The following is a 21,013-nucleotide window of genomic DNA, read 5'->3' as shown; positions in this document are numbered from 1 at the left end:
CAATTAACCCTTTATAATCTCTGGTGTAATAAAAACAATAAGCTTTTTATCACTAAAACGATTAGAGTTAGATTTAAAAAGCTCACCGATATAAGGAATTTCAGAAAGAAAAGGCACACTATTATTTTGTTCTGTATGACTAATATCTGTAATTCCACCTAACACAACAGTTTCCCCATCACGAAGTGTAACCGTTGTTTTAATTTGTCTTTTTTCAATGACTAGACCCGATTCAGTTAACTCACCTTGATTATCCTTAACCAATAAAATATCTAAAATAATTTCATCACCTGTGAATCTTGGCAAAAATTCCATTTTTAAAACCGCATCTTTAAACTCAGTATGAAATGCACCATCCCGATCTTGAACTTGGTAAGGTATTTGTGAACCTTCTTGAATCGAAGCTAATTTATTATTAGACGTAAAAAGTGAGGGAGAAGAGACGACCTCAACAAGACCATTCTCTTTCAAATCTTGCAACTCTAATTCAAGTAAAAACTTACCTGCCTTAGCAACTAAAAAACCGAATGAAGATGTTGAAGCAACCCCCAAGTCAACTAACGAAGATAAAGCATTATCTGCAACAATAGAAGCAGAGGCATTTAATTTTAAACCCAAATTTTCTATATCAGATTGTGAAGCAATAACTAACTTAGCATGTAATTTAATCTGAACTGGCTTAACATCTAATTTAATAATTAATTTTTTATTTCTATCAATAAAAGAAGCTGTGCCTTGTAAAATTAAACTATTAGTTTCCGAATTAAAATTAATAAAATTTGATTTACCCGTAGAGTTTTTTGATTTAGCTTTACGAATAGATAATGAATCTTTCAAATCTTTAACATTTAAATATTTAATAGGAATAATTAACGATTGTTTTGATTGATGACGTTTTTCATAATCAACCCGCTTCATAATCATTAAAACATTTTGTTTTTGTATGATATGTAAATCATACATTTCAATAAAAACCAATAAAATTTGTTTCGCAGATAAATTAGAAAGTCGGCTACCAATTTAAGACGGGACATCCAGCAATTTCAAAGGGTTAGAAAACACACGCTTTCGACTATTTCTAGGAAGCGGTAACTCGCCCATTTCATTCAGTAGCCATGAAAACAAGTCTGGAAACTCGGTATCAAATAAACGCATGGCGGCGGTTGTGCCATCCTCACGTTTGATTCCGTAGTTATGAATGACCGTCAACGCGTTTAATCGCTTTTTATTCAAACCTCGCCCATTGCGATACATTTGCGATAAACAGCCATTTCGCCCTTCCACCGCAGATGAACTGCGTTGAAACTGCCTTGCCATATGCTCCGCCAATGTTAGCCATCGCTGCATTTCACTGATTGATAACTTTGCACTAAATGGGTCTGATTTGAGCTTATCAGACGCGGTTTCCCAAGCTTTTCGATAGTTTTCCTTTGACCTGCGGCTTTTAGTTTGTTCCATTTTCTGATGCCAATAAACAACGGGTAATAATGTTGTGGTCAACCAATATTCGGTATCCGCATCAAGCCCCAAATTTTGCAAGGTTTCGCGTACCCAAAGCCACCAAAAACTGATGGATACCGCTAACGGTTTTATTTGATTACGAAACTTTTTCATCACGCCTTTATGATCGTTAATCCCTTGTTTTTCCGCTATTTTTTCAAAGGCTCGCGCTCTTAACTCTAGCAACTTCTCAACCTGTTCCGCATCGTTTCTACGACTATCATTGAGTGAAAAAGGATGAACTTCATCCGCAATCCCTTGTAAGTTTTCGTGATAATCTGTTTGTATTTTTTTGGCTTCTTCAAGCTCTTTTTCAGCCGTTATCCGTGTTGTTTTAAGTCCAATAATTTTCTGCATCGTTGCCGTTTTAGAAACAGTAGACTCTGCGGTTTGCGCTGCTTGCCGCTGTTTTTCAGCCCTTGCTGCACGCCTGCCGATTTTCGCGCCTAACCAGCGACTCATATCTTGTTGAGCATGAAAAATATCTGCCCCCGATTCGCACTTAAACCCCGTCACTGCCATTTTTATCAACGCCTTAGCGCGATCACTAATCGCATGATTAACCTCAATGCCTAATGATTCTAATCGTGGCGAAACCTTTTTATACCAAGTATCGTAGCACCTATCATCGCTAATATCTTCCAACAAAAGATAGCCAGAACGTAAGTCCATTAAAACTAAAATCATAAAGTTGCCGAAAAAAGTCTCATCCAGCCCAGCAACAACTTTACGTGTTTGTTTTTTCACACTTTTTTCGCATTCTTGCTGAAACTGCGGCAATAAGACTTCCATTTTATTGATTTGAGTCCGCAGTGCGTCGGGTGATACGCCCACATGGGTGTCAATCCGTATCATTTTAAAAAACAGCGATAAAGTCTCTGCACCTACGCCTGCCTTTAATCCAAAGACATACAAGGCGGAAAACACCATTAATCTTTGCCAAGAACTACCTGCCTCGGTTTCCCATAATGATGATTCAGGATGTCGATTTCGCTTTGTTTGCGCTTGACGATGACGATGCACACTGCTTTTTGAGCGACCAACAATTGAAGCTAAGTTACGAACAGTTTGCTTGCCTGTTGTTGTAATTTCAGCGATAATTGCGTGACTAGCTGCGCGTATTTTCTGTGTTGTTCTGTTTTTTTAGTCATTAACCTATGATACAAGAATATCGCAGTTAGTTCTTTATTTTGTCCCGTCTTAAGTTGGTAGCCTCTTTGGTATAAGGAAAATCAAGCCATTTTTCATAAATTTCTGGAGTACCTCTTAATTGAATACCTGCAAATCCATTATGATTATCAGCAGATTTTAAGCGAGCCATAGAATAAACCTTAGCAGAATCGTATTTAGTACCATCCTCTAAAGTTCCCTTTGATTTTGTAAGACCGTAAATTTTCAATATCATAATAAAACCTTAATTGTTATTTATAAATGTTTGATAATCTAACCGTTCAAGGTCAGTCGGAGTGAAATCATTCAACAATTGATGAATGTAAAGGAGTTCAAGATTTTCAGATTTACAATAAGATTTAAAATCAAATGTGGAATAATCTTGTATATCTAATCGTTCAGGTAATTCAGTAACTCCCTCGGTTAAAATTTGAATCGTTTCTGCTGCACCAAAAAGTTCAGCATGAAATTTAATGTGTTTTCCAAACTGATGACGCGTTACTTCTATAGAACTAGAAACGGTCATTTTTGTGGACTTTTTTATAGTCTTAATAACCTCTTGATTTTCACAAATAAATGCTAGTGCAGGATAGGCCCCAGCTAAGTACTGGGCAGGTTTTAAAAGCATTTCAGTAGGCAATTCACGTTGCGATGCTCTTATTTCTAACTCAACTCTAATCCAATTAGGGTATTGATCTGAAAACCCCCGACCTAGTTGTCTTCCCTTTTCATAAATCCTTAACAGCTTGCCTGATTTTCGGTTACCAATATTGAGCGTTCTGCCTTTAATGTTTTCATTAACCCAGTCGCCTAATAACTCAACTGATGGCCTTCTACCACGACTAGTAAATTTGTCTTGTCTATATAAATGAAAATAATCATTGATTGAAAGTTGAGAATCAAAAGCGTCATGAGCTAGATCAACACGGGTTAATTTGGCACTATCTATTGAATTGATAAATTTATATAAACGCCTTTCCCACCCCGATCGTGCTGCGTACAGACCTTGCGCTTTAATTGAAACCATGACGCTATCATTCTGCCCACCGATGCAAACAAAGCCCCAACCCACCTTCCCCATGTTCCAACTTTCAGTATACATATTTAACCCACCAGAACGTTTAGTTGATACTCCGTAACCGAAAATATCAAAAAGATAGGTAGATAAGTTTTGAACTAAATCATCATCATGGTCAAATTTACTAAAATAATCATATTTTTTAAAAGTGAAATTAACCCAATCAAAAAATGAATAATCAGGGTTAACCGTGCAATTAGGCTTGGGGATTCTGGTTATTTTTGCTTTATCACCTGAACCGATCGAAACGATATTTAAATTTTCGAGCGCGGTTTGATTAGAATCAATATTAGCTAATGTGTATTGTAATAAAGGATTTAATCTGTCTAAAACTGGAGTTTCCCAATTTAAGAGATCAGATGCTAACGTGTTGGGTGTGGTTTTTTTAGACTTTACCCCCCTATTTTAGTAATGGGGGTAGACTGCTCTGCATTGCGAGAAAAATCAAAAAAAACGCGACCTTGATCAATGACTTTAGAAAATTCTGAGCGTTTAGGTGTATATTCAATCATGATTAAGTTCCACAAATCCATTCAATAGACCATCAATAGAATAGCCCTCCTCGATAGGACTCAAAGCAGTTAAGGGAGGAGGACTGGGCAGGCACTGCTTCTTCTTTTGTTTAAATATTTTTAGAGCATCAAATAAAAAATCTAAATCATCTGCAAAATAAAAACAAGAAAGCTCATCATCAGGTAGGTCATGAAAAACACTTTGAGAGATTTCTAAAAATTAAAAAAAATCAGAATCAACTTTATAACTTCCTCTAAACGGTAAATCCTGATTTAAAACAATAAGATAACCATCAGAATTCTGAAGAGTCAAATAATCATCATCATCATGTATTTGTTTAAGAACTGCCTGTTCACAACTAACTTTATATTCACGATAAAGTTCAGTTTTTAATTTATAAGTATAAGTATTCATTGCCTGCCCGGAATAAATAATAAAAAAATAGCTAATCTATGGAAAAACACCTATAAAAATTGATACTAATAGATAGTTGTTCCATAATTAACTCTCAGCCTGTTTCATTGCGTCACAATAAGACAGAGAAATTTTCTAATGCGTAGTAAAATATACCATAAGGTATCTTATACCACAAGTATATTTTACCATACCCAAAAAAAATGATTAATGAATTAGCTATAAACAAAAGAATTCGAGAATTAAGAGATCACTTAAATATAGGTAGAGGAGAGTTTGCAGAAAAAACAGGAATCTCAAAAAATGCAATAATTAATTTAGAACAGGGAAAGCAAAAAGCATACGCTTGGCATTGTGAAGCCATAAGTAAAGTTTTTCCCAAATATACCTATTGGATAACAACAGGTAAAGTAATTCCAGAAGTAGGACAGATCAGTCCAGAAATTGAAGAAGAACTGCTAAGACAAAACCTTAAAAGTCTACGCACGGGTACGTATTAGCTAATAAAATAATAGAGAGATGGGGATAATATGAGCAGGTATCATCACGAAAATTTCAAACCAAAAAAGAAAAAAACTTTGATAGATAGTATTGCCAATTTTCTAAATGATGCAAAACGTCAGTTTAAAATCGAAATGGAGAGGGCTAATGCAGAAGCTATTAAAAAGAAAAGAGTGGAAAAAGAAAGAAAAGATAATGCAGTTAAAAGACATATAAACGATGAAATAAAAAAAGTTAAAGTAAAAGAAGATAATTACAAAAAATACAACTCCTTAAGTGGTAAAAGAATAGACACCGAGAGGCGAACTGAATCAAAAACAGAGCCTAAGCTAAAAAATTCCCCTTTAAAAAAGAATAATGCTCATGATTTTCCATTTTTAAGTGGAATCGTACCTACGAAGCAAAAACTAACAAAATCTCTTTTACTTTCTATTGATTGGAAAAATTACGAAAATGTGTGTATTGAATATTTACGGATAAGAAACTGGAAGGCGAACGGAACAGGTAATGGTGCGGATGGTGGCATTGACATAACAATCAATTCTTTAGAAGGAAAGCTAGTTGGTATTGCTCAATGTAAAGCATGGAAAAAACAAATTGGTGTTAATTTAGTTCGTGAACTATTTGGTGTAATGGCGAGCGAGGGTGTAGAAAAAGGCATATTTTTTACAACTTCAACATTTACACCAGATGCCAAAACTTTTTGTGTCAATAAAAAATTATACTTGATTGATTGCAATGAACTTATTAATCGAATGAATAAGCTAGAAGAAAGTCACCAAGTAAAATTATTAGCCGTTGCGACAAGTGGTAACTATACAACACCAACCTGTGCAAAATGTAATGTAAAAATGACAATAAGAGTAAGTAAAAAAGGAAGTAATATTGGGCGGGAGTTTTGGGGCTGTGTTAATTTTCCCAGATGTCGAAGCATTATAAATAAACCTTGACTTTTATTTATTTCTCAGGAATCAATGAAATTTAATTTTATGATGTTAATGGCAAGGTGCATTTTAAATAGCTGATAGAACGCAATACAAGAAGAATCAAGAAAGTCAAGTTATTTTAATTATCACTGATAACTTGACTTTTATTTATTTATAGTAATTAAATATTAATGAGTGGCTTATTTTTTAATTTTTTTTCAGCTTATATCAATTCGATGTAAACAAAAAACAAACAATATCGCTAAAATTCAAACATAAAGTTAGTTCGTATCTACTTTAAATCTCAGGGTAAAGATAAAATTTCTAAAATAGATTTGACAACATATCATAAAAGAACGAATAGTTACATACTTTGAATATCCACGACCTACAGACTGAAACTAACGCCATTTATCAAAAAATCGCTCAAATTGAAAGTAGCGAAGCGCAGGATATTGTCAAAAAAATATTCAATCTTATTGAACGCTTATCCAGTGATAAATTGTCTTTAGAAACTGAATTACAGCAACTTCGTGACGAGGTTAATCGCTTGAAAGGTGAGCAGGGAAAGCCTGATATCAAACCCAATAAAAATAATAAGGGTGATGATATTTCATCCGAAGACGAACGTAAAAAAGCACAAGTTGACGCGCAAAAAGAAACTAATAACGACACTGAAAATACGGACTCGGATAAGAAAAAACGCCGCCGTAAACCCAAGATCCCACGAGTTAAAATCGACCAAACGCTAAAATGCCTACTCGACAAAACTGGCTTGCCTAGCGACTTAGTATCTAAAGGCTTTTTCGTAGCTTAATTCCCATGCTTAAGTCTCAGGAAAAAAGCGAGCTTTATCGCAGCGGTATTCTCAACAGTGATACGGTCATATTGATGATACCAGTGCGCGAGTCAACGGTGACAACCACTATTGTCAGGTGGTCTGCAATGACTTGTTTACCGCTTATTTCACCCCTAAAAACAAAGACCGTTTATCGGTTCTGGACGTGCTGACCGATTATGCGCCACGCCATTATATCTACAATCAACAAGCTCAATCCTTGCTTGACGAGTTCAAGTTAGCTGATAAAGCGCGGGTAAAAGTTGATGCTCAAATACCTGTCAATACAGTGATGAATGAAGCGCAATTTAAGTTGCACTTAGCGATCTTAAATACCTTAGGCGTAAGACAGGCAACGCATGTCACCGAAGCTTGCGCCATTGCCTATTATCAGCAACAAACGGATTTTCCTGTTATTGAAACCTTGCTTGCAGACGATGCGCCGCAATTCAAATTACTGACGGAACATTTGGGGTTATGCTGGGTTCACGATGCTCGCCACTACAAAAAACTCCGTCCAATTCTGGAAATACATCAGCAAGCATTAGCCGATTTTCGAGGGCACTATTGGGAGTATTATAAGGAGTTGCTTAACTATCAAAAAAATCCCTGCCCCGATAAAAAGGCATGGTTGTTAACGCGATTTGATGAATTGTTTGCAACCACAAGCGATTATGAAGACCTCAATGATCGCATCGCCAAAACACTGGCGAAAAAGACCGAATTATTGCGAGTTTTGGAACTTCCGAAATTACCATTACATAATAATGCAGCCGAACTCGGCGCAAGAAGACAAGCGCGTGCGCGAGACATAAGCTTCCAGACTCGAAATGAGAAAGGCACGAAAATCAAAGACAGTTTTATGAGTCTTGCTGAAACGGCTAAAAAACTAGCCGTGAGTTTTTATGATTATGTTTATGACCGAGTTAGTGGTGAATTCAAAATGCCGTCTATGGCGAATCTTATCGCTCAAAAAGCGCAAAGTTTGCAGGTCTGATATTTGTTTTACCCTGAAATTTAAAGTAGATACCCTTAACCCTAGCTTATTTGATTTTATTTTGCAATAGAGCAATATTTTATTGCTGGGACTCGTTCATTAATCTAAAAAAAACTCCAATTAATATTTCTGTCATAACTTTCCTTTATAGTCATAATTTGTCAAACCTTTAAGTTGAATCCTTATGATTTTTCAAAAATCACAGTCAAATTTATATATTCTTTCCGCCTTTATTCTCTACCTAATTTGGGTTATTGGTTACGCTTGTTTTAGCTTTAATGAAGAAAAAAAGAGATTGTATCAGTATTTAGATCAACAACTTGAAGATGCTGCGCGAACCGTTCCCTTATTATTAACGGATCATTACCACCATCAAGGAATGAGTGCGGGGGACCAAACTGATGAGCAAGGTATTCATAATATTATTAAATTATCTCAATATACGGCTAAAAATGATATTAATTTTATTTACACCTTAATCTTGAAAAATAATAAGGTGGTTTTTAGCTCGTCTAGTGCAACAAAAGAATCACTGGCGTTAGGGGGAAATATTAATACCTATTTCACCCCGTATAATAATACCAATACAGACATTTATGGGTTATTTAAAAAAAGACAAAAATCGTTTATTGAATACCGCGATCAGTGGGGCGCGTTTCGACAGGTGTTTATTCCTTTATATTCAGCCGATGGTCTGTTTTATTTTTCGGTGGCTGAAATGTCAATTTCTCATCGAGAAGCCTTATTAAATAAAGAGTTTTATAAAACCCTCGTTATCACAATTTTATTTTTATTGATTACCAGTTTAACTTACCTTGCCTCGGTTCATAATATTAAAAAAATCACCCGACAATTAGCCCAAAATGAAGAACGCTTATCACTGGGGTTAACTATTTCTAAATTAAACTGGTTCGATCATAATATTTTAACGGGTGAATTTTCGGTGAGTGACGGTTATTATCATTTATTAGGCTATGAATCATTAAAGTTTTATTCAATTTTAGATGAGTGGTTGTCTTGTGTTCATAAAGACGATGAAAAATCTGTGCTGTCACATTATCAAACGTGTTTGGAAACAGGCGGCCCTTGTACGGTTGATTATCGAATACAAACAAAAGCGGGAAAATGGCTGTGGTTTCGTTCTATTGCGAAGGTTGTAGAAAAGGATAAAACAAACAGTCCCGCCCGAATTATTGGCAGCCATTTAGATATTACTCATGATAAAGATAATGAGCAACAATTAAGGCTATCGGCTGAAGCGGCGGAAAAAGCCAATCAAGCAAAGTCTGAGTTTTTATCATCAATGAGCCATGAATTACGCACCCCGCTTAATGCTATTTTAGGATTTTCTCAATTATTAGAAAATGACCTGAAGACCCCGTTAACCCCTAAACAAAAAGAAAAAACAGGCTACGTTATTAACGCAGGAAATCATTTATTAGCGTTGATTAATGAGGTTTTATCGTTATCAGCGATTGAAGCGGGGAAAACAAAAGTCTCTATTGAAGCCGTGAATTTAGCCGATATTGTCAATGAAAGTGTATCGTTAGTAGACAGCCTTGCGATACAAAACGAGGTGAGCCTTAATATTGTGACTCAGGAATTAACGTCTTGTGTCTTAGCGGATTATGTTCGTTTAAAACAAGTTTTATTAAATTTATTAAGCAATGCGATTAAATACAATCGACGGGGTGGCACGGTTCATATTGAGTGGACATTAACCCATCATGATTCGATTAAAATGAGTATTAGTGATACAGGGATTGGGATTCCACTGAAAAATCAGGCCAAAGTTTTTGATGCGTTTAATCGACTTGGACGGGAAAATTCAGATATTGAAGGCACGGGAGTGGGCTTAATGGTCACTAAAAATTTAGTCGAATTGATGCAAGGAAAAATTGATTTTGAGAGTGTTGAACATAAAGGGACAACCTTTTGGTTTGAGTTGCCGTTAGCAGAGCCTGTTAATGTAACTGCGGGACTTATAGAATTGTGTCCTATCATCGAAGAACCCTTTAAATTAACTAAAAAACTTAAGCAATCGGTACTTTATGTTGAGGATAACCCGATTAATCAACAATTAATCGAAGCATTTTTTGAAAAGCGTGAAGAATCGAAGTTATATTTAGCAAATTCTGCTGAAATAGGCTGGGAAATGCTTTCAAAACAAGTATTTGATTTAATTTTAATGGATATACATTTACCTAAAATGAATGGTATTGAGCTAACCAAACGCTTAAAACGTTTGCCTCATTTTGCCAATGTCCCTGTTATTGCGGTGACAGCCGCTGCAATGAAGCAAGATCTTGATGAGGCGAAAGGCGTGTTTGATAATTATATTACTAAGCCTATTAATATGTCTGAATTAACCGCCGTATTGCAAGACTATCAATAGGCACTACGAAACGAGGCTTAACCTCAACGTGTCCTGTCTTAAGTTGGTAGCCGATAATAGTAAGACCGTATTTAATTATTTCAAATTGATCGGGTATAACAGAAAACCAAATTAAAGGGATGAATCCAAGTTGGGAATAAAAAAAAGGGGTTGAGCAAGAGGGTTTGAAATATCCATTACATTTAGGACATTTGCTGACTCTTTCGATACCGTCCTTGGTTTCAATTTTAACGGACTCGTGGTAATTTATTTTTTTCAAACAATTAGGACAAATCATTTTATTTTAAGTAAATTTTCGTATAAAGGTTAGCCATCACTCAAGGAAATTTTAGCCGATAAATGACGAGGTAATAATAAATAATAACGTCCTGATGATTTCATCGCCCCTGCAAATTTTCCTGCATTTGCGCCTTCACCCCAATATAAATCACCCCGTATCGCGCCTTTAATGGCCCCACCTGTATCTTGTGCCATCACTAAATGTTCAATGGATTTTTTAGTATTAAGAGGGTGTTCAGCTTCGAGCCAAATAGGAATTCCTAGAGGTAAATGTTTACGATCAACCGCTAAACTATGTTGGGCCGTTAACGGTTGTCCCATGGCACCGACCGCGCCTTCTGACGGCTTAACCTTCGTTAAACGAAAATACACATAAGAGCGATTTTTCTTCATTAATTTTAACCCTTCTTTTGGATGCTGATCTATCCATGCACGAATGGTTTGCATTGAAATATCTTTACGCGAAATTTCATCATTATCTACTAAGGTTTTTCCAATCGCATAATAAGAACGGCCATTACTTCCGCCGTAACTTAACCCTTGTAGTGAACCATTTTCCATTTTCACTCGCCCTGAGCCTTGGACTTCCATGAAAAAAACATCCATTAAATTATCAACCCATAATAATTCCAACCCTTTTCCACGTAGCCCTTGATTATAAATTTGGCTTCGGGTTAAACGACGTAAATGCGCACTTTTGGGGCGACGATAAACGGGAATATTATAACGCTCCGTTTTAGTATAAGACCCATTGAGTTGAGGGATAAAATACCCTGTAAATAAGCCTTTAAAGGTTCCCTTATCATTGACTGCATAGGGTTTAAACTCGTGTTCAAAAACCTTTTTTTCTTGACCTGAAGCCACGGTAATTTTACATAAACGTTTCCAATCGCCCAGTTTCCCTAAATCAAATAAACCTTTCATGCGTTTATGGTCGGCTTGTTTGTTCCAATAACGACAGGAGCGTTTAAACGATTGATAAGCCTTCGCATGATTGTCTTTATTCCAGCCTGATAAGGCTTGAAAATCGGTGGGATAAAGTTTCAGTGATGACAAGCGTGTCGATGTAATCGGGGGTTCCGCAATAACCTTCGGGTCAATGATAATGGATAAAGCAACGGGTTTTTCCTTGATAATAGGGACAGTTTCACTACACGCCGTTATTAAAAGTATAAGCGGGAGTAATTTGACACACGATAATTTCATAAATTTTTTAAGAGTCTTAAGCGTTTAGTTTTTCAAGGACCATTTCGGTTGCTTTAGGGTAATCCGTTTTCCCCGTGGCTAATAATGGAAATTTTTCAACGGTAAAAATAGTACGGGGTAGATGAATAGCGGAAAGTCCTTTAGCCATTTTTTTTAATGCGTGTGGATCGGCCGATTTCTGGGTCGTCAGTAAAATTATTTTTTCACCTTTACGACTATCAGGTAAGTTAACCGCGACATGATGGGCATCAGGCCATGTTTTGGTGGCTAATTCTTCAACAACGGCTAATGAGACCATTTCACCTGCAATTTTTGCAAATCGTTTACTACGGCCCTTAATTAAAATGTAACCTTCGCTATCGACTTCAATAATATCGCCCGTGTCATACCAACCGTCACCATAAATAGAATGCGGCGGAACTAATTTACCGGGGTTATCGGCTAATAAATAGCCTTTCATGACATTGAATCCTGAGACATGCAGTTGCCCCCCTGTTGCGATTCCAGCTATTTTTTCTAATTTATAGCTCATTCCTGGTAGAAAACGGCCAACGGTTCCTTGTTTGAAATCAATAAAGGTATTAACTGAAATAACAGGGGTGGTTTCGGTGGCTCCATAGCCTTCTAAAATACGAATTCCAAACTTTTGCATCCATAAATCACGAGTGGGTTGCTGTAATTTTTCAGCCCCTGCCACCACATAACGCATGTTATGAAAATCATAGGCATGGGCTTTTTTAGCATAAGCGGCTAAAAAAGTATTGGTGCCAAACATAATGCTCGCGTTTAATTCATACGCTAGTTCAGGAATAATGGTGTAATGCAATGGAGTGGGATAAAAGAAGATTTTTATCCCACTCATTAGCGGTAATATCGTCCCAGCGGTAAAGCCAAAGGAATGAAACAGCGGTAAAAAATTTAAGACCTTATCCTGTGCATTAACACTAATTCGGGATTTAATTTGATTGATATTAGCTAAAATATTACGGTGTGATAAAACCACGCCTTTAGGGGTTCCCTCTGAACCTGAGGTAAATAAAATAACGGCTGCACGGTCGGGATCCTGTGATTTTTTAGGGTACCAATAATTGGCCGTCCATGTTTGTGTTAATGCATTTATTTTATCACGCGGGGTTATTTTTTCGGCAATGTCTTCTAAATAAACCAAGTTTAATGATTGACTTAGTGCCTCCGCTTCCGCCTCTAATTTACCTAATTCAATAAACCGTCGTGAGGTTAAAACCGTGTTCACGTCTGCGGTATGACAGGCAGACAGCATACCGACGGAACCCATAGTGTAATTCAATAGCGCGGGAATGCGGTTATTGAGTTGCAAGGCTAAGATAACCACCAAGGTTTTACTAGAATTGGGTAAAAAGACTCCAATCGCTTCATCGGGCTGGGTTAATAACTCAAAGGCATTAGCAAGCGCAATCGTTTGAGTTATCAGTGCGTTATAAGTCAAGGGTTGTCGGGTTAAATCTTCAACAATGGGGTAATTTCCCCCATGAATGGTTCGGGCATCTAATAAACCTGAGAACAGCGTTTGTTGATAAGAGCTGGTTGTGAACATCATTTGGTTCATTAAATCAGCTAACGCATGACCGCTGTTTTGACGACGTAATCGTCCCCGTAACTTTTCATCGGCACGAATTGTCGTTGGCGGTAAAATATGCAGGGTAATTTTAGGGAAAAAACGGAGTCGGACGATGTTTTTAAGTTTTGAGAAATGCGTATATTCAGCCCCTGAAATCCGAATGGGTAAAATAGCGGCGCCCGATTTATCAGCGACCATGCCCGTTCCATCATAAATTTTCATCATCGCGCCTGTGGTCGTAATACGTCCTTCAGGAAAAATAACCGTTTTAGTATCGGTTTTAAGATGATGGATTAAGTTTTTAAGCGAAATCGGGTGTGTGGGATCCATTGGAAAAACATCGGATAACCATAAGAACGGCTTTAACCACCAAAGTTGAGAAATATGGGTGTTAATCGCAAAGGTTACTTTATCGGGTAAAAAAACACCAAGTAATAACGGGTCTAAAAAAGAAGTATGATTGGCAATAATTAAGACTCTATCGCCTGCTTTGTGATAATTTTCTAGTCCATGAATATCAATACGGAAAAGAAAGCCTAGTATCCATTGTAACGTTTTTTTTACGACAAAATACATCGTATTTCTCCTGATGTTTTTAATAATTTTTTTGAGGTTAAGAAAGGATAGGTTGGGTTACGTTAATGAGTCTATTTTGTCATACATAACCTTAATATCCTTCTATTTGAAGTTGTAAATTTATACGCTATAAAAGACACCATTTAGATAACCGATAAATTATCGAGCTATTTTTTTCACAACTGAGTGACTACACGCTAAAATAGTCGCCAATTATAACTATTTTTGGTCATTAATTTAAGTAAGCGTCGCATTATACTCCCAGTATAGTTTCCTCTTATGACATTAATCGACCTGTTTTATACCCATTTAAAGGGGGGGGGGAATTTATGGAAAAACAAGTAACGATTTCAGATGATGAGCAGCTTAAAAAGCTACGGACGGCACTGGCTATTTCTCAAGGAACCAAATTATTATATACCTTATTGCAAAAAACATCGGCAACGGTTTCACACGATCAAACAAAACGTGTGAGCTACTTAATTGGCCTTTTTTCTGAAATTCACCGTGAAATTTTTCATCACTGGCAACAACAAGCCACGGTATCGCATCGCCCAGGAACAATGCCCGATGCTAAAAAACGTCAAAAATTTAGGCAAGCCATTGGAACGTTAGTCTTAGATGGTGATTTGCATACTAAAACCGCTATTTTTGATAATAATGGTTTTGTTATTCAATCAAAGAATATAGCGAAAAGACTGGCAAAATTTTATCTTAAAATGCGATCAATTCGTCCTTTTAACTATGGTAATCGAATTACCTTAGATTTTTTTATGACGATTCTTGGAAAATTACCCGCGTTCAATGCGGTGTATGGACAAGGAATTGATTTTAGACGCATCACTCAAGTGGATGCCGTTGCCTTACACGACTCAAAAGAAAAGAGAGAGGCGATTATTAGTGCGTTTAAACATGCCCTCGATCCTAGTCGTAATAAAAATTTAGCAAATGTAGCCAATGGCTACGGTAAATGGGCCGAAAATAAAAAATATATTTCGGGATTTCCTTTTTTATCACATACCACCGCCGAGGGCGTTAATTGTTTAGTGGCTGTTAATGGCGGCTTAGTCCCATTAGCCACGATTAAAAAGAAATTATTTTTAGCAGGCAAACATTTAGCCGATTACCCATTATGTGAACCCGATAATATTATTGGTTATTTACCGAATACCGAATTATTACGCGTCGCGGGTAAAACAGAAATTGACGGGATTATGATTGGTGAAAACGGTGCAGTCCCATTATTTTGTTTAGATATTAATATATTAACGGGGCTGAGTTCCATTGGACAAACGCAACTGCGTGAGCTATTAACCGAATGTGAGGGCGAAAATACGTCGTTATCGTTACTTGCTCACAATGAATCGTTAAAAAATAACTTATTGGAAGCCGCCAAAAATGATGTTCGTTTACAGCGGACGGTTGAAATTGCCATTCCTCGAATTGAGCAAATGGTTCTTAAATTAGAAGCGACCAAACAGGCTATTTTTAAAGGCAAAGTTCCTGATGAAAATCCTAAATTATTTATTTCGATGGGCGGAGCAGGAGCGGGGAAAACAGCGGTCGAAGAAATGGCACAAGCGCAATGTGGTGATAATTTTGTGATTGCGTCCTTAGATGAATTTCGTAAACAAAGCGACCTTTATTGTGTGTTAACCGCAGCGGATCACCATAGTGATGATTATGTTTATGTCGAACCGTTTGCGAATTTTTTACGTGATTTAGTCGCCGAATACGCAAAAGAAAATCGAATTAACCTTTTATATGATGGCACAGGGATTCCGTTTATACCGCGCTATTCCACCATTGTTGAAAAATTTAAACGCTACGGTTTTAAATCACACGTCATTGCCGTCGATGCTTTTATTGTTAAACCGAAAGGGCGGGAACAAGAATTACAACGATCGGATGTAATTGACAGTGTTAAGTTACGCTATGAAGAGACAGGGCGGGCCTTACCTTGGGTGATTACGGTTTATAAACATTTACGCGCCCCGCGTTCGTTTTTACATGCGATAGAAGAATCTTGTTTAGATAAGATTTCGCTGTTTGCCAATGATGGTGAAAAAGATCAACATTACCTTGTTGCGGAAAGTTTTGATGTGAGTATGAAAGAAGTTGAAATCTATCAACAGCATCAAATAGACAGGACGCTAGCGACGTATTTGCGACAACAAATAACCACTCGCGAGGAATCTATTTTAAAAAATTTAGCCAACAATAATCAGGATGAAATTGATTCCTTAATGGCGCGTAATCCAGCCTTTAACGAAAATAATGTAGCCTATCAAGTTTACAGCAGTAAAAATGGTTCACGGATTTTAGTTATTTATAACACTCGACGATTGGTTGATTTTGTTGAAAAACGCCAATTAAACCCGAATGCTTCGGGTGTGGCAGGGTTACGACATAAAAATGAATCACTGGCTTTTCATGTTAACCCTAAAAACAAAGAACCGTGGATGATAAGGCTACAAGGTTCTTCTCTCGTTTAGCTCTGTTTTAAAGAATGAGGCCATGTAGACTCATTAATCTGGAGTCTACATGGGTTCACAACCCCATCTTTATTTTAAGGGCTTGACTAAACTCGATAGCTCCTCGGGTTGATAGATGATTGCTGTCATAAAAATAATCATTTTTATCCGCTGTCACTCGACTATAAAAATAATCATGAAAATCATAAACTGTAATGTTAGGATGCTTTTCAAGCAAGGCAAGTTCGCTTAAATGCGCTGTTTTCAGTGATTGGATCGCCGTTGACTCATAAAAATCTTCACTGTAAGGGGTCATCACTAAAATTAACTGCCCTTGCCGTTCGCCTAATCTATCCGCTAATTTAATTAATCGCTGTAAGTTAGATTGAACAATGTTGGGTTCTTTTTCAATACTGAGTTTAAATTTTCGTAAATGATTCCCACTGACTATTGTTCCATGATTTTTAATATTTTGGGCGGGCATCGTACAAATATCATGGTCATTAAAAAGATCATCATCAGCATCTATTGAATAATTTTGTTTAATAAAAAGAGCATTTTCAGCAGAGGTACATTTTGTATTCGTGGTTTCATTTCCTGAAAAAAAAGAAATTAAAAAATGATCGAACGCTTTGCGGAATTTTTTAATTCCCACAAATTGATCCACAAAAAGACTCACTGTCTCTTCAGGAGCAAATAAAAAAAGTGGCCATGATAAAGGCGTGTTTGAGGCCACAATTAATAATCGTTTTGAATAGTTTTCACTCAGATAAACTTGTGATAAAGCAAAGGTGGCTGGCGATGCAGGAATAAAAACAGTTTTAAGATTGGGCGAGCGATCTAAAAAAATATGGGTTTTCAGGGTTAACTCTTCAATATCGCCGCCTAAATCATGAAAATCAAAGCCTTTTAAACCCAATGCGGGTAAATGAAAACTACTGCTATGCGATGAGCCAATAACAAGGGCTTCCATTGATTCCTGAGCGGATTGGTAGGCCATGAGTTTTTTTCGTTCCCGACTTTGTTCTATCGTTGGAAAAAGCGTATGCAGCAAAAAAACCGATAGGCCAATTAATACGAACCCTATTCCAATAACACGTGACAAATAATTAAAATTCAAAATAGGTGAAGTTTTCATTGGTAAAATTTCCAAACATAAAAATTAATAATATAAAAACAACCGCAATAGCCCAACGAAAAATAGATCGACTGGTTGCAAATACCTCAACCATTTCAGTATTGCGGTATTCTGCCATAAAGCTATAGCCTGTTAAAAGAACAATTCCAAATAAGGCCTCAATTAAAAGATAACTGTCATTTTTCCAAAGATCATAAGACAGAGGAGTCGAAAACGTTTTAAAATCAAACATAGATTTTAAGATGCTAAACAGCGTTTCGGTATCCATCACATAAAAAATAGGCGCGCTTAATAATAAAACAATCGCTAAAATGACACGTCCCCAAAACTGCCGAATAGAAAATCTAAAATTAAAGGCCCATCTAAATAAATCCGCTAAGGGTGTCCAAAGAATAGTAATGATTCCATGAAATAAACCAAATAAAATAAAATTCCAACTTGCTCCATGCCAGAGTCCAATTAAACACAGGGTAAAAACGGTGACTAATGCTCGTCCTGAATAGGATTTGAATCGTTGCAATAAAGGAATATGAATATAATCCCCAATCCATCGGGTTAAACTGATATGCCAGCGTTGCCAAAATCCACGAATATTAGTGGCTAAAAAAGGGCGTTTGAAATTTAGGGTTAATTTAACCCCAAAGAGTAAAGCCAGTCCGCGAGCAATTTCTGAATAGGCCATGAAATCACAATAAATTTTAAAGGAAACTAAGCCCCCCACAAACCAATATAACCAGAAAGGAAACAGCGTTTCTGTAAAATAAACCGACCCAATAAAACTAATCAAATTATCAGCAATCACTACTTTTAAAAAGAAGCCCCAAATAACAAGAAGTACGCCATAGCGGAATTGGTGGTGTGTTGCCCGTGTTAAGGTTTTAAGTTGAGGTAATAAGCGACGGCTACGTTCGATAGGGCCTGCAACCAGTTGAGGAAAAAAGCTGACATATAAACAAAAATAACCAAAATGTCGTTCAGGTTTTGTTTTGCCTAAATAAATATCGAAACTGTAACTTAAGGTTTGTAAGGTATAGAAGGATAAGCCCAAGGGCAGCAATAGGTCATGAACTTGAATGTGGGAGCCAAGCACGCTATTAAGGTTATAGCCAATAAAGTTCCAATATTTAAAACCAATCAACAAGCCTAAGTTAATGATTAATGAAACCCATAACCAAGGCCGCCGCTGTTTTTTTGTTTCAAGTTTACCCATTTTTTGGGCGCAATAATAATCTATAAAACTGGAACCTAATAATAAAGGAAAATATCGCCAATCCCAGTAACTATAAAAAATATAGCTGGCTATTAACAATAAAATATATTTAAAACGATCCTCAATAAGACTATAAAGTAGAAAGACAATGAGAAAAAAAAGTAGAAATATTAATGAGATAAAAGACAAAGTGCGATCCTTTCCTTTATTTTTGTAAGGGGTGTCAGTTCAACTTTTATTTTAACATACTTTAAATTATGACAAAAAGGGGGGTAAGCAATTAAGTCTATCCCTGTTTTTAGCCTAACAAAACCTCTGAGACGTTAACGTTTCTCAGAGGTTTTGTTATCGCTATTTTTTTGAGGGCTTATTTAACAACCGTTTGTGTTGCCGCGAGTGAGGCATTGACTGTTTTTTCAGTATGACCGCAATCAGGGTGTTCAAAGCCGACGGCTCCAGCCCCTGTTTCACCCACGGCTTTCTCATAAAAAATAACATTGACATATTTGGTAAAATACAATTATTTACCACAACATACCAATTACAACCTCAAATAATAATGAACCTGAAATCACAATAGAAATAAATGAAAGAAAATTCATTGATGCTTTGAAAGGACTCCCCGATTATCGTGATAATCGCGGCAAGCAGCATTCACTGACCTTTTTTATCGTCACTGTTGTTTTTGCCATGCTGGTTGGACGCTCAAAAGTATCCAGTATTCATCGTTATATGACTCATAAAATTGTCTGGCTGCGTGAAGTAACTGGGATTAAAGATGCCCCTCTAGTTTCTCGCGCGCATTTTCCACGAATGTTGGAAAATTTGGATTGGCAGGACTTAAATCAGTTAATTAATGCCTTTTTTGATGAAAAAACAGCTCATATTATTGCCAATGAATGGGTTGCTATTGATGGCAAAGTCATGCGTGGCACGCTTAAGTCAGGTGAAAAACAAGCCATTATTGTATCTACTTTAAATTTCAGGGTAAAACAAATATCAGACCTGCAAACTTTGCGCTTTTTGAGCGATAAGATTCGCCATAGACGGCATTTTGAATTCACCACTAACTCGGTCATAAACATAATCATAAAAACTCACGGCTAGTTTTTTAGCCGTTTCAGCAAGACTCATAAAACTGTCTTTGATTTTCGTGCCTTTCTCATTTCGAGTCTGGAAGCTTATGTCTCGCGCACGCGCTTGTCTTCTTGCGCCGAGTTCGGCTGCATTATTATGTAATGGTAATTTCGGAAGTTCCAAAACTCGCAATAATTCGGTCTTTTTCGCCAGTGTTTTGGCGATGCGGTCATTGAGGTCTTCATAATCGCTTGTGGTTGCAAACAATTCATCAAATCGCAAATAAAGGAAATAAAGTTAGTGCAAATAAAAAGGGTCTAATTGCTGTCATTGAGGTTAATGTACTCATCCACGCGCCACCAATCCCTAAAGACAATAACAATAAGGACTAAGGATTTAATAAAACCCGAAGATACAAGGTCTTGCATTGTGCAAAACCCCTTTCTTTCCCTTCCCCCCTCATTTATAAATTTGAAAAATATGTGATTATGGTATATATTTTATACTATGTATAAATTTGAATTTGATGATAATAAAAGTGCTTCAAATTTAAATAAGCACAAAATTGATTTTGTGTCTTCTCAAGCACTTTGGAATGACCCTGATCTTGTTGAAGTTCAAGCCACATCTGATGGTGAACCTCGATTTTTAATAATTGGTTGTATTGCTAACAAACATTGGTCGGCAGTTATAACTTATCGTGAAAGTAATATCAGAATAATTTCTGTTCGACGATCACGACAATCGGAGATAAAACTATATGAAAGCTGAAATTTTTGATAAGAAATTTGATGATAATAATGAAAATATAATTAGTGATCTTGATTTATCCACACTAAAACGTCCAAATCAACAACAAAAAAGAGTGAATGTAGATTTTCCTATTTGGATAATTGATTCTCTAGATAAAGAAGCAAACCGAATAGGTATAACACGGCAATCTATCATAAAAATATGGTTAGCAGAACGACTCGAAGCGCGGTAACAGAGTAGATCAAAAAACTAAAGGGTCTTATACGGAATAAGCATTTATAGAAATAATAAATATTGTATAATAACAATGCTTTGGCAGATGAGCTTATTGCCTATCCACGCTACAATAAATGAACAAAAGGTTACCCTAA

General features: G+C 36.5%; 20 protein-coding genes. 9 read left to right on the top strand and 11 right to left on the bottom strand.

Features of this window, described 5'->3' with window-relative positions; translation table 11 throughout:
• Positions 1-3: 3 nt before the first annotated feature.
• From Q9M50_00120 to Q9M50_00100, 5 genes are all read right to left on the bottom strand, one after another.
• Positions 4-963 carry a hypothetical protein gene (locus Q9M50_00120; GenBank protein MDQ7089047.1) on the bottom strand — a complete coding sequence of 320 codons (960 nt, stop codon included), beginning with the start codon at positions 961-963 and terminating at the stop codon, positions 4-6.
• Positions 964-1,020: 57 nt separating this feature from the next.
• The gene (locus Q9M50_00115) at positions 1,021-2,523 is read right to left on the bottom strand and encodes a DUF6399 domain-containing protein (protein ID MDQ7089046.1); all 1,503 of its coding nucleotides are present in this window, start codon (positions 2,521-2,523) and stop codon (positions 1,021-1,023) included.
• Positions 2,524-2,677: 154 nt separating this feature from the next.
• A complete protein-coding gene (locus tag Q9M50_00110) occupies positions 2,678-2,905 on the bottom strand; it encodes a hypothetical protein (protein MDQ7089045.1) in 228 nt (75 codons plus the stop codon).
• A gap of 9 nt (positions 2,906-2,914) precedes the next feature.
• A complete protein-coding gene (locus tag Q9M50_00105) occupies positions 2,915-3,772 on the bottom strand; it encodes a replication initiation factor domain-containing protein (protein ID MDQ7089044.1) in 858 nt (285 codons plus the stop codon).
• Between the two features lie 708 nt (positions 3,773-4,480).
• Positions 4,481-4,675, bottom strand: a complete 195-nt coding sequence (locus Q9M50_00100; GenBank protein ID MDQ7089043.1) for a hypothetical protein — start codon at positions 4,673-4,675, stop codon at positions 4,481-4,483.
• 203 nt (positions 4,676-4,878) lie between these two features.
• On the opposite strand from Q9M50_00100, the gene Q9M50_00095 reads away from it, so the two are divergent.
• The 5 genes from Q9M50_00095 to Q9M50_00075 all read left to right on the top strand — a co-directional run bounded on the left by Q9M50_00095 (position 4,879) and on the right by Q9M50_00075 (position 10,332).
• Positions 4,879-5,175, top strand: coding sequence for a helix-turn-helix transcriptional regulator (locus Q9M50_00095; GenBank protein MDQ7089042.1), 297 nt, complete (start codon positions 4,879-4,881; stop codon positions 5,173-5,175).
• A gap of 30 nt (positions 5,176-5,205) precedes the next feature.
• Positions 5,206-6,126, top strand: coding sequence for a restriction endonuclease (locus Q9M50_00090; GenBank protein MDQ7089041.1), 921 nt, complete (start codon positions 5,206-5,208; stop codon positions 6,124-6,126).
• Between the two features lie 349 nt (positions 6,127-6,475).
• Positions 6,476-6,919, top strand: a complete 444-nt coding sequence (locus Q9M50_00085; GenBank protein MDQ7089040.1) for a hypothetical protein — start codon at positions 6,476-6,478, stop codon at positions 6,917-6,919.
• A 118-nt stretch (positions 6,920-7,037) separates the two neighbouring features.
• The gene (locus Q9M50_00080; protein MDQ7089039.1) at positions 7,038-7,937 is read left to right on the top strand and encodes a transposase; all 900 of its coding nucleotides are present in this window, start codon (positions 7,038-7,040) and stop codon (positions 7,935-7,937) included.
• A 295-nt stretch (positions 7,938-8,232) separates the two neighbouring features.
• Positions 8,233-10,332 (top strand): ATP-binding protein, encoded by a 2,100-nt coding sequence (locus tag Q9M50_00075; GenBank protein ID MDQ7089038.1) that lies wholly within the window; start codon positions 8,233-8,235, stop codon positions 10,330-10,332.
• 306 nt (positions 10,333-10,638) lie between these two features.
• On the opposite strand, the gene Q9M50_00070 is transcribed toward Q9M50_00075, so the two are convergent.
• Together Q9M50_00070 and Q9M50_00065 are read right to left on the bottom strand one after the other, a co-directional pair.
• A complete protein-coding gene (locus tag Q9M50_00070; protein ID MDQ7089037.1) occupies positions 10,639-11,817 on the bottom strand; it encodes an MltA domain-containing protein in 1,179 nt (392 codons plus the stop codon).
• Between the two features lie 16 nt (positions 11,818-11,833).
• On the bottom strand, positions 11,834-13,990 hold the full coding sequence (locus Q9M50_00065; GenBank protein MDQ7089036.1) for an AMP-binding protein: 2,157 nt from the start codon (positions 13,988-13,990) through the stop codon (positions 11,834-11,836).
• A 329-nt stretch (positions 13,991-14,319) separates the two neighbouring features.
• Here Q9M50_00065 and Q9M50_00060 point away from each other — a divergent pair, with 329 nt between their 5' ends.
• Entirely contained in the window at positions 14,320-16,485 is a 2,166-nt protein-coding gene (locus Q9M50_00060) for a zeta toxin family protein (GenBank protein MDQ7089035.1), read from the top strand.
• 55 nt (positions 16,486-16,540) lie between these two features.
• On the opposite strand, the gene Q9M50_00055 is transcribed toward Q9M50_00060, so the two are convergent.
• From Q9M50_00055 to Q9M50_00045, 3 genes are all read right to left on the bottom strand, one after another.
• Complete coding sequence (locus Q9M50_00055; GenBank protein ID MDQ7089034.1) at positions 16,541-17,602, bottom strand: hypothetical protein; 1,062 nt, start codon at positions 17,600-17,602, stop codon at positions 16,541-16,543.
• The gene (locus tag Q9M50_00050; GenBank protein ID MDQ7089033.1) at positions 17,574-19,001 is read right to left on the bottom strand and encodes an MBOAT family O-acyltransferase; all 1,428 of its coding nucleotides are present in this window, start codon (positions 18,999-19,001) and stop codon (positions 17,574-17,576) included. The genes Q9M50_00055 and Q9M50_00050 overlap by 29 nt, the downstream gene beginning before the upstream one ends.
• Positions 19,002-19,179: 178 nt before the next feature.
• Complete coding sequence (locus Q9M50_00045) at positions 19,180-19,332, bottom strand: hypothetical protein (protein ID MDQ7089032.1); 153 nt, start codon at positions 19,330-19,332, stop codon at positions 19,180-19,182.
• Positions 19,333-19,421: 89 nt separating this feature from the next.
• On the opposite strand from Q9M50_00045, the gene Q9M50_00040 reads away from it, so the two are divergent.
• Entirely contained in the window at positions 19,422-19,919 is a 498-nt protein-coding gene (locus Q9M50_00040; GenBank protein MDQ7089031.1) for a transposase family protein, read from the top strand.
• Here Q9M50_00040 and Q9M50_00035 read toward each other — a convergent pair.
• Entirely contained in the window at positions 19,812-20,171 is a 360-nt protein-coding gene (locus tag Q9M50_00035; GenBank protein ID MDQ7089030.1) for a hypothetical protein, read from the bottom strand. The two genes, Q9M50_00040 and Q9M50_00035, sit on opposite strands and share 108 nt — an antisense overlap.
• Before the next feature lie 225 nt (positions 20,172-20,396).
• Here Q9M50_00035 and Q9M50_00030 point away from each other — a divergent pair, with 225 nt between their 5' ends.
• Positions 20,397-20,660 (top strand): BrnT family toxin, encoded by a 264-nt coding sequence (locus Q9M50_00030; protein MDQ7089029.1) that lies wholly within the window; start codon positions 20,397-20,399, stop codon positions 20,658-20,660.
• Positions 20,650-20,874 (top strand): CopG family transcriptional regulator, encoded by a 225-nt coding sequence (locus Q9M50_00025; protein MDQ7089028.1) that lies wholly within the window; start codon positions 20,650-20,652, stop codon positions 20,872-20,874. Before Q9M50_00030 ends, Q9M50_00025 begins: the two co-directional genes overlap by 11 nt.
• Positions 20,875-21,013 lie beyond the last annotated feature (139 nt).

It is taken from the genome of Methylococcales bacterium, assembly GCA_030949405.1.
Classification (GTDB): Bacteria; Pseudomonadota; Gammaproteobacteria; order Methylococcales; family Methylomonadaceae; genus WTBX01.
This window is presented reverse-complemented; position numbering and strand designations above follow the sequence as displayed.

What these genes read in the sequence shown, in the direction of transcription:
- Q9M50_00065 (MDQ7089036.1), bottom strand. Translation starts at nt 13,990, where the DNA reads ATGTATTTTGTCGTAAAAAAAACGTTACAATGGATACTAGGCTTTCTT.
- Q9M50_00060 (MDQ7089035.1), top strand. Translation starts at nt 14,320, where the DNA reads ATGGAAAAACAAGTAACGATTTCAGATGATGAGCAGCTTAAAAAGCTA.
- Q9M50_00105 (MDQ7089044.1), bottom strand. Translation starts at nt 3,772, where the DNA reads ATGTATACTGAAAGTTGGAACATGGGGAAGGTGGGTTGGGGCTTTGTT.
- Q9M50_00055 (MDQ7089034.1), bottom strand. Translation starts at nt 17,602, where the DNA reads ATGAAAACTTCACCTATTTTGAATTTTAATTATTTGTCACGTGTTATT.
- Q9M50_00025 (MDQ7089028.1), top strand. Translation starts at nt 20,650, where the DNA reads ATGAAAGCTGAAATTTTTGATAAGAAATTTGATGATAATAATGAAAAT.
- Q9M50_00100 (MDQ7089043.1), bottom strand. Translation starts at nt 4,675, where the DNA reads ATGAATACTTATACTTATAAATTAAAAACTGAACTTTATCGTGAATAT.
- Q9M50_00120 (MDQ7089047.1), bottom strand. Translation starts at nt 963, where the DNA reads ATGTATGATTTACATATCATACAAAAACAAAATGTTTTAATGATTATG.
- Q9M50_00030 (MDQ7089029.1), top strand. Translation starts at nt 20,397, where the DNA reads ATGTATAAATTTGAATTTGATGATAATAAAAGTGCTTCAAATTTAAAT.
- Q9M50_00070 (MDQ7089037.1), bottom strand. Translation starts at nt 11,817, where the DNA reads ATGAAATTATCGTGTGTCAAATTACTCCCGCTTATACTTTTAATAACG.
- Q9M50_00090 (MDQ7089041.1), top strand. Translation starts at nt 5,206, where the DNA reads ATGAGCAGGTATCATCACGAAAATTTCAAACCAAAAAAGAAAAAAACT.
- Q9M50_00110 (MDQ7089045.1), bottom strand. Translation starts at nt 2,905, where the DNA reads ATGATATTGAAAATTTACGGTCTTACAAAATCAAAGGGAACTTTAGAG.
- Q9M50_00095 (MDQ7089042.1), top strand. Translation starts at nt 4,879, where the DNA reads ATGATTAATGAATTAGCTATAAACAAAAGAATTCGAGAATTAAGAGAT.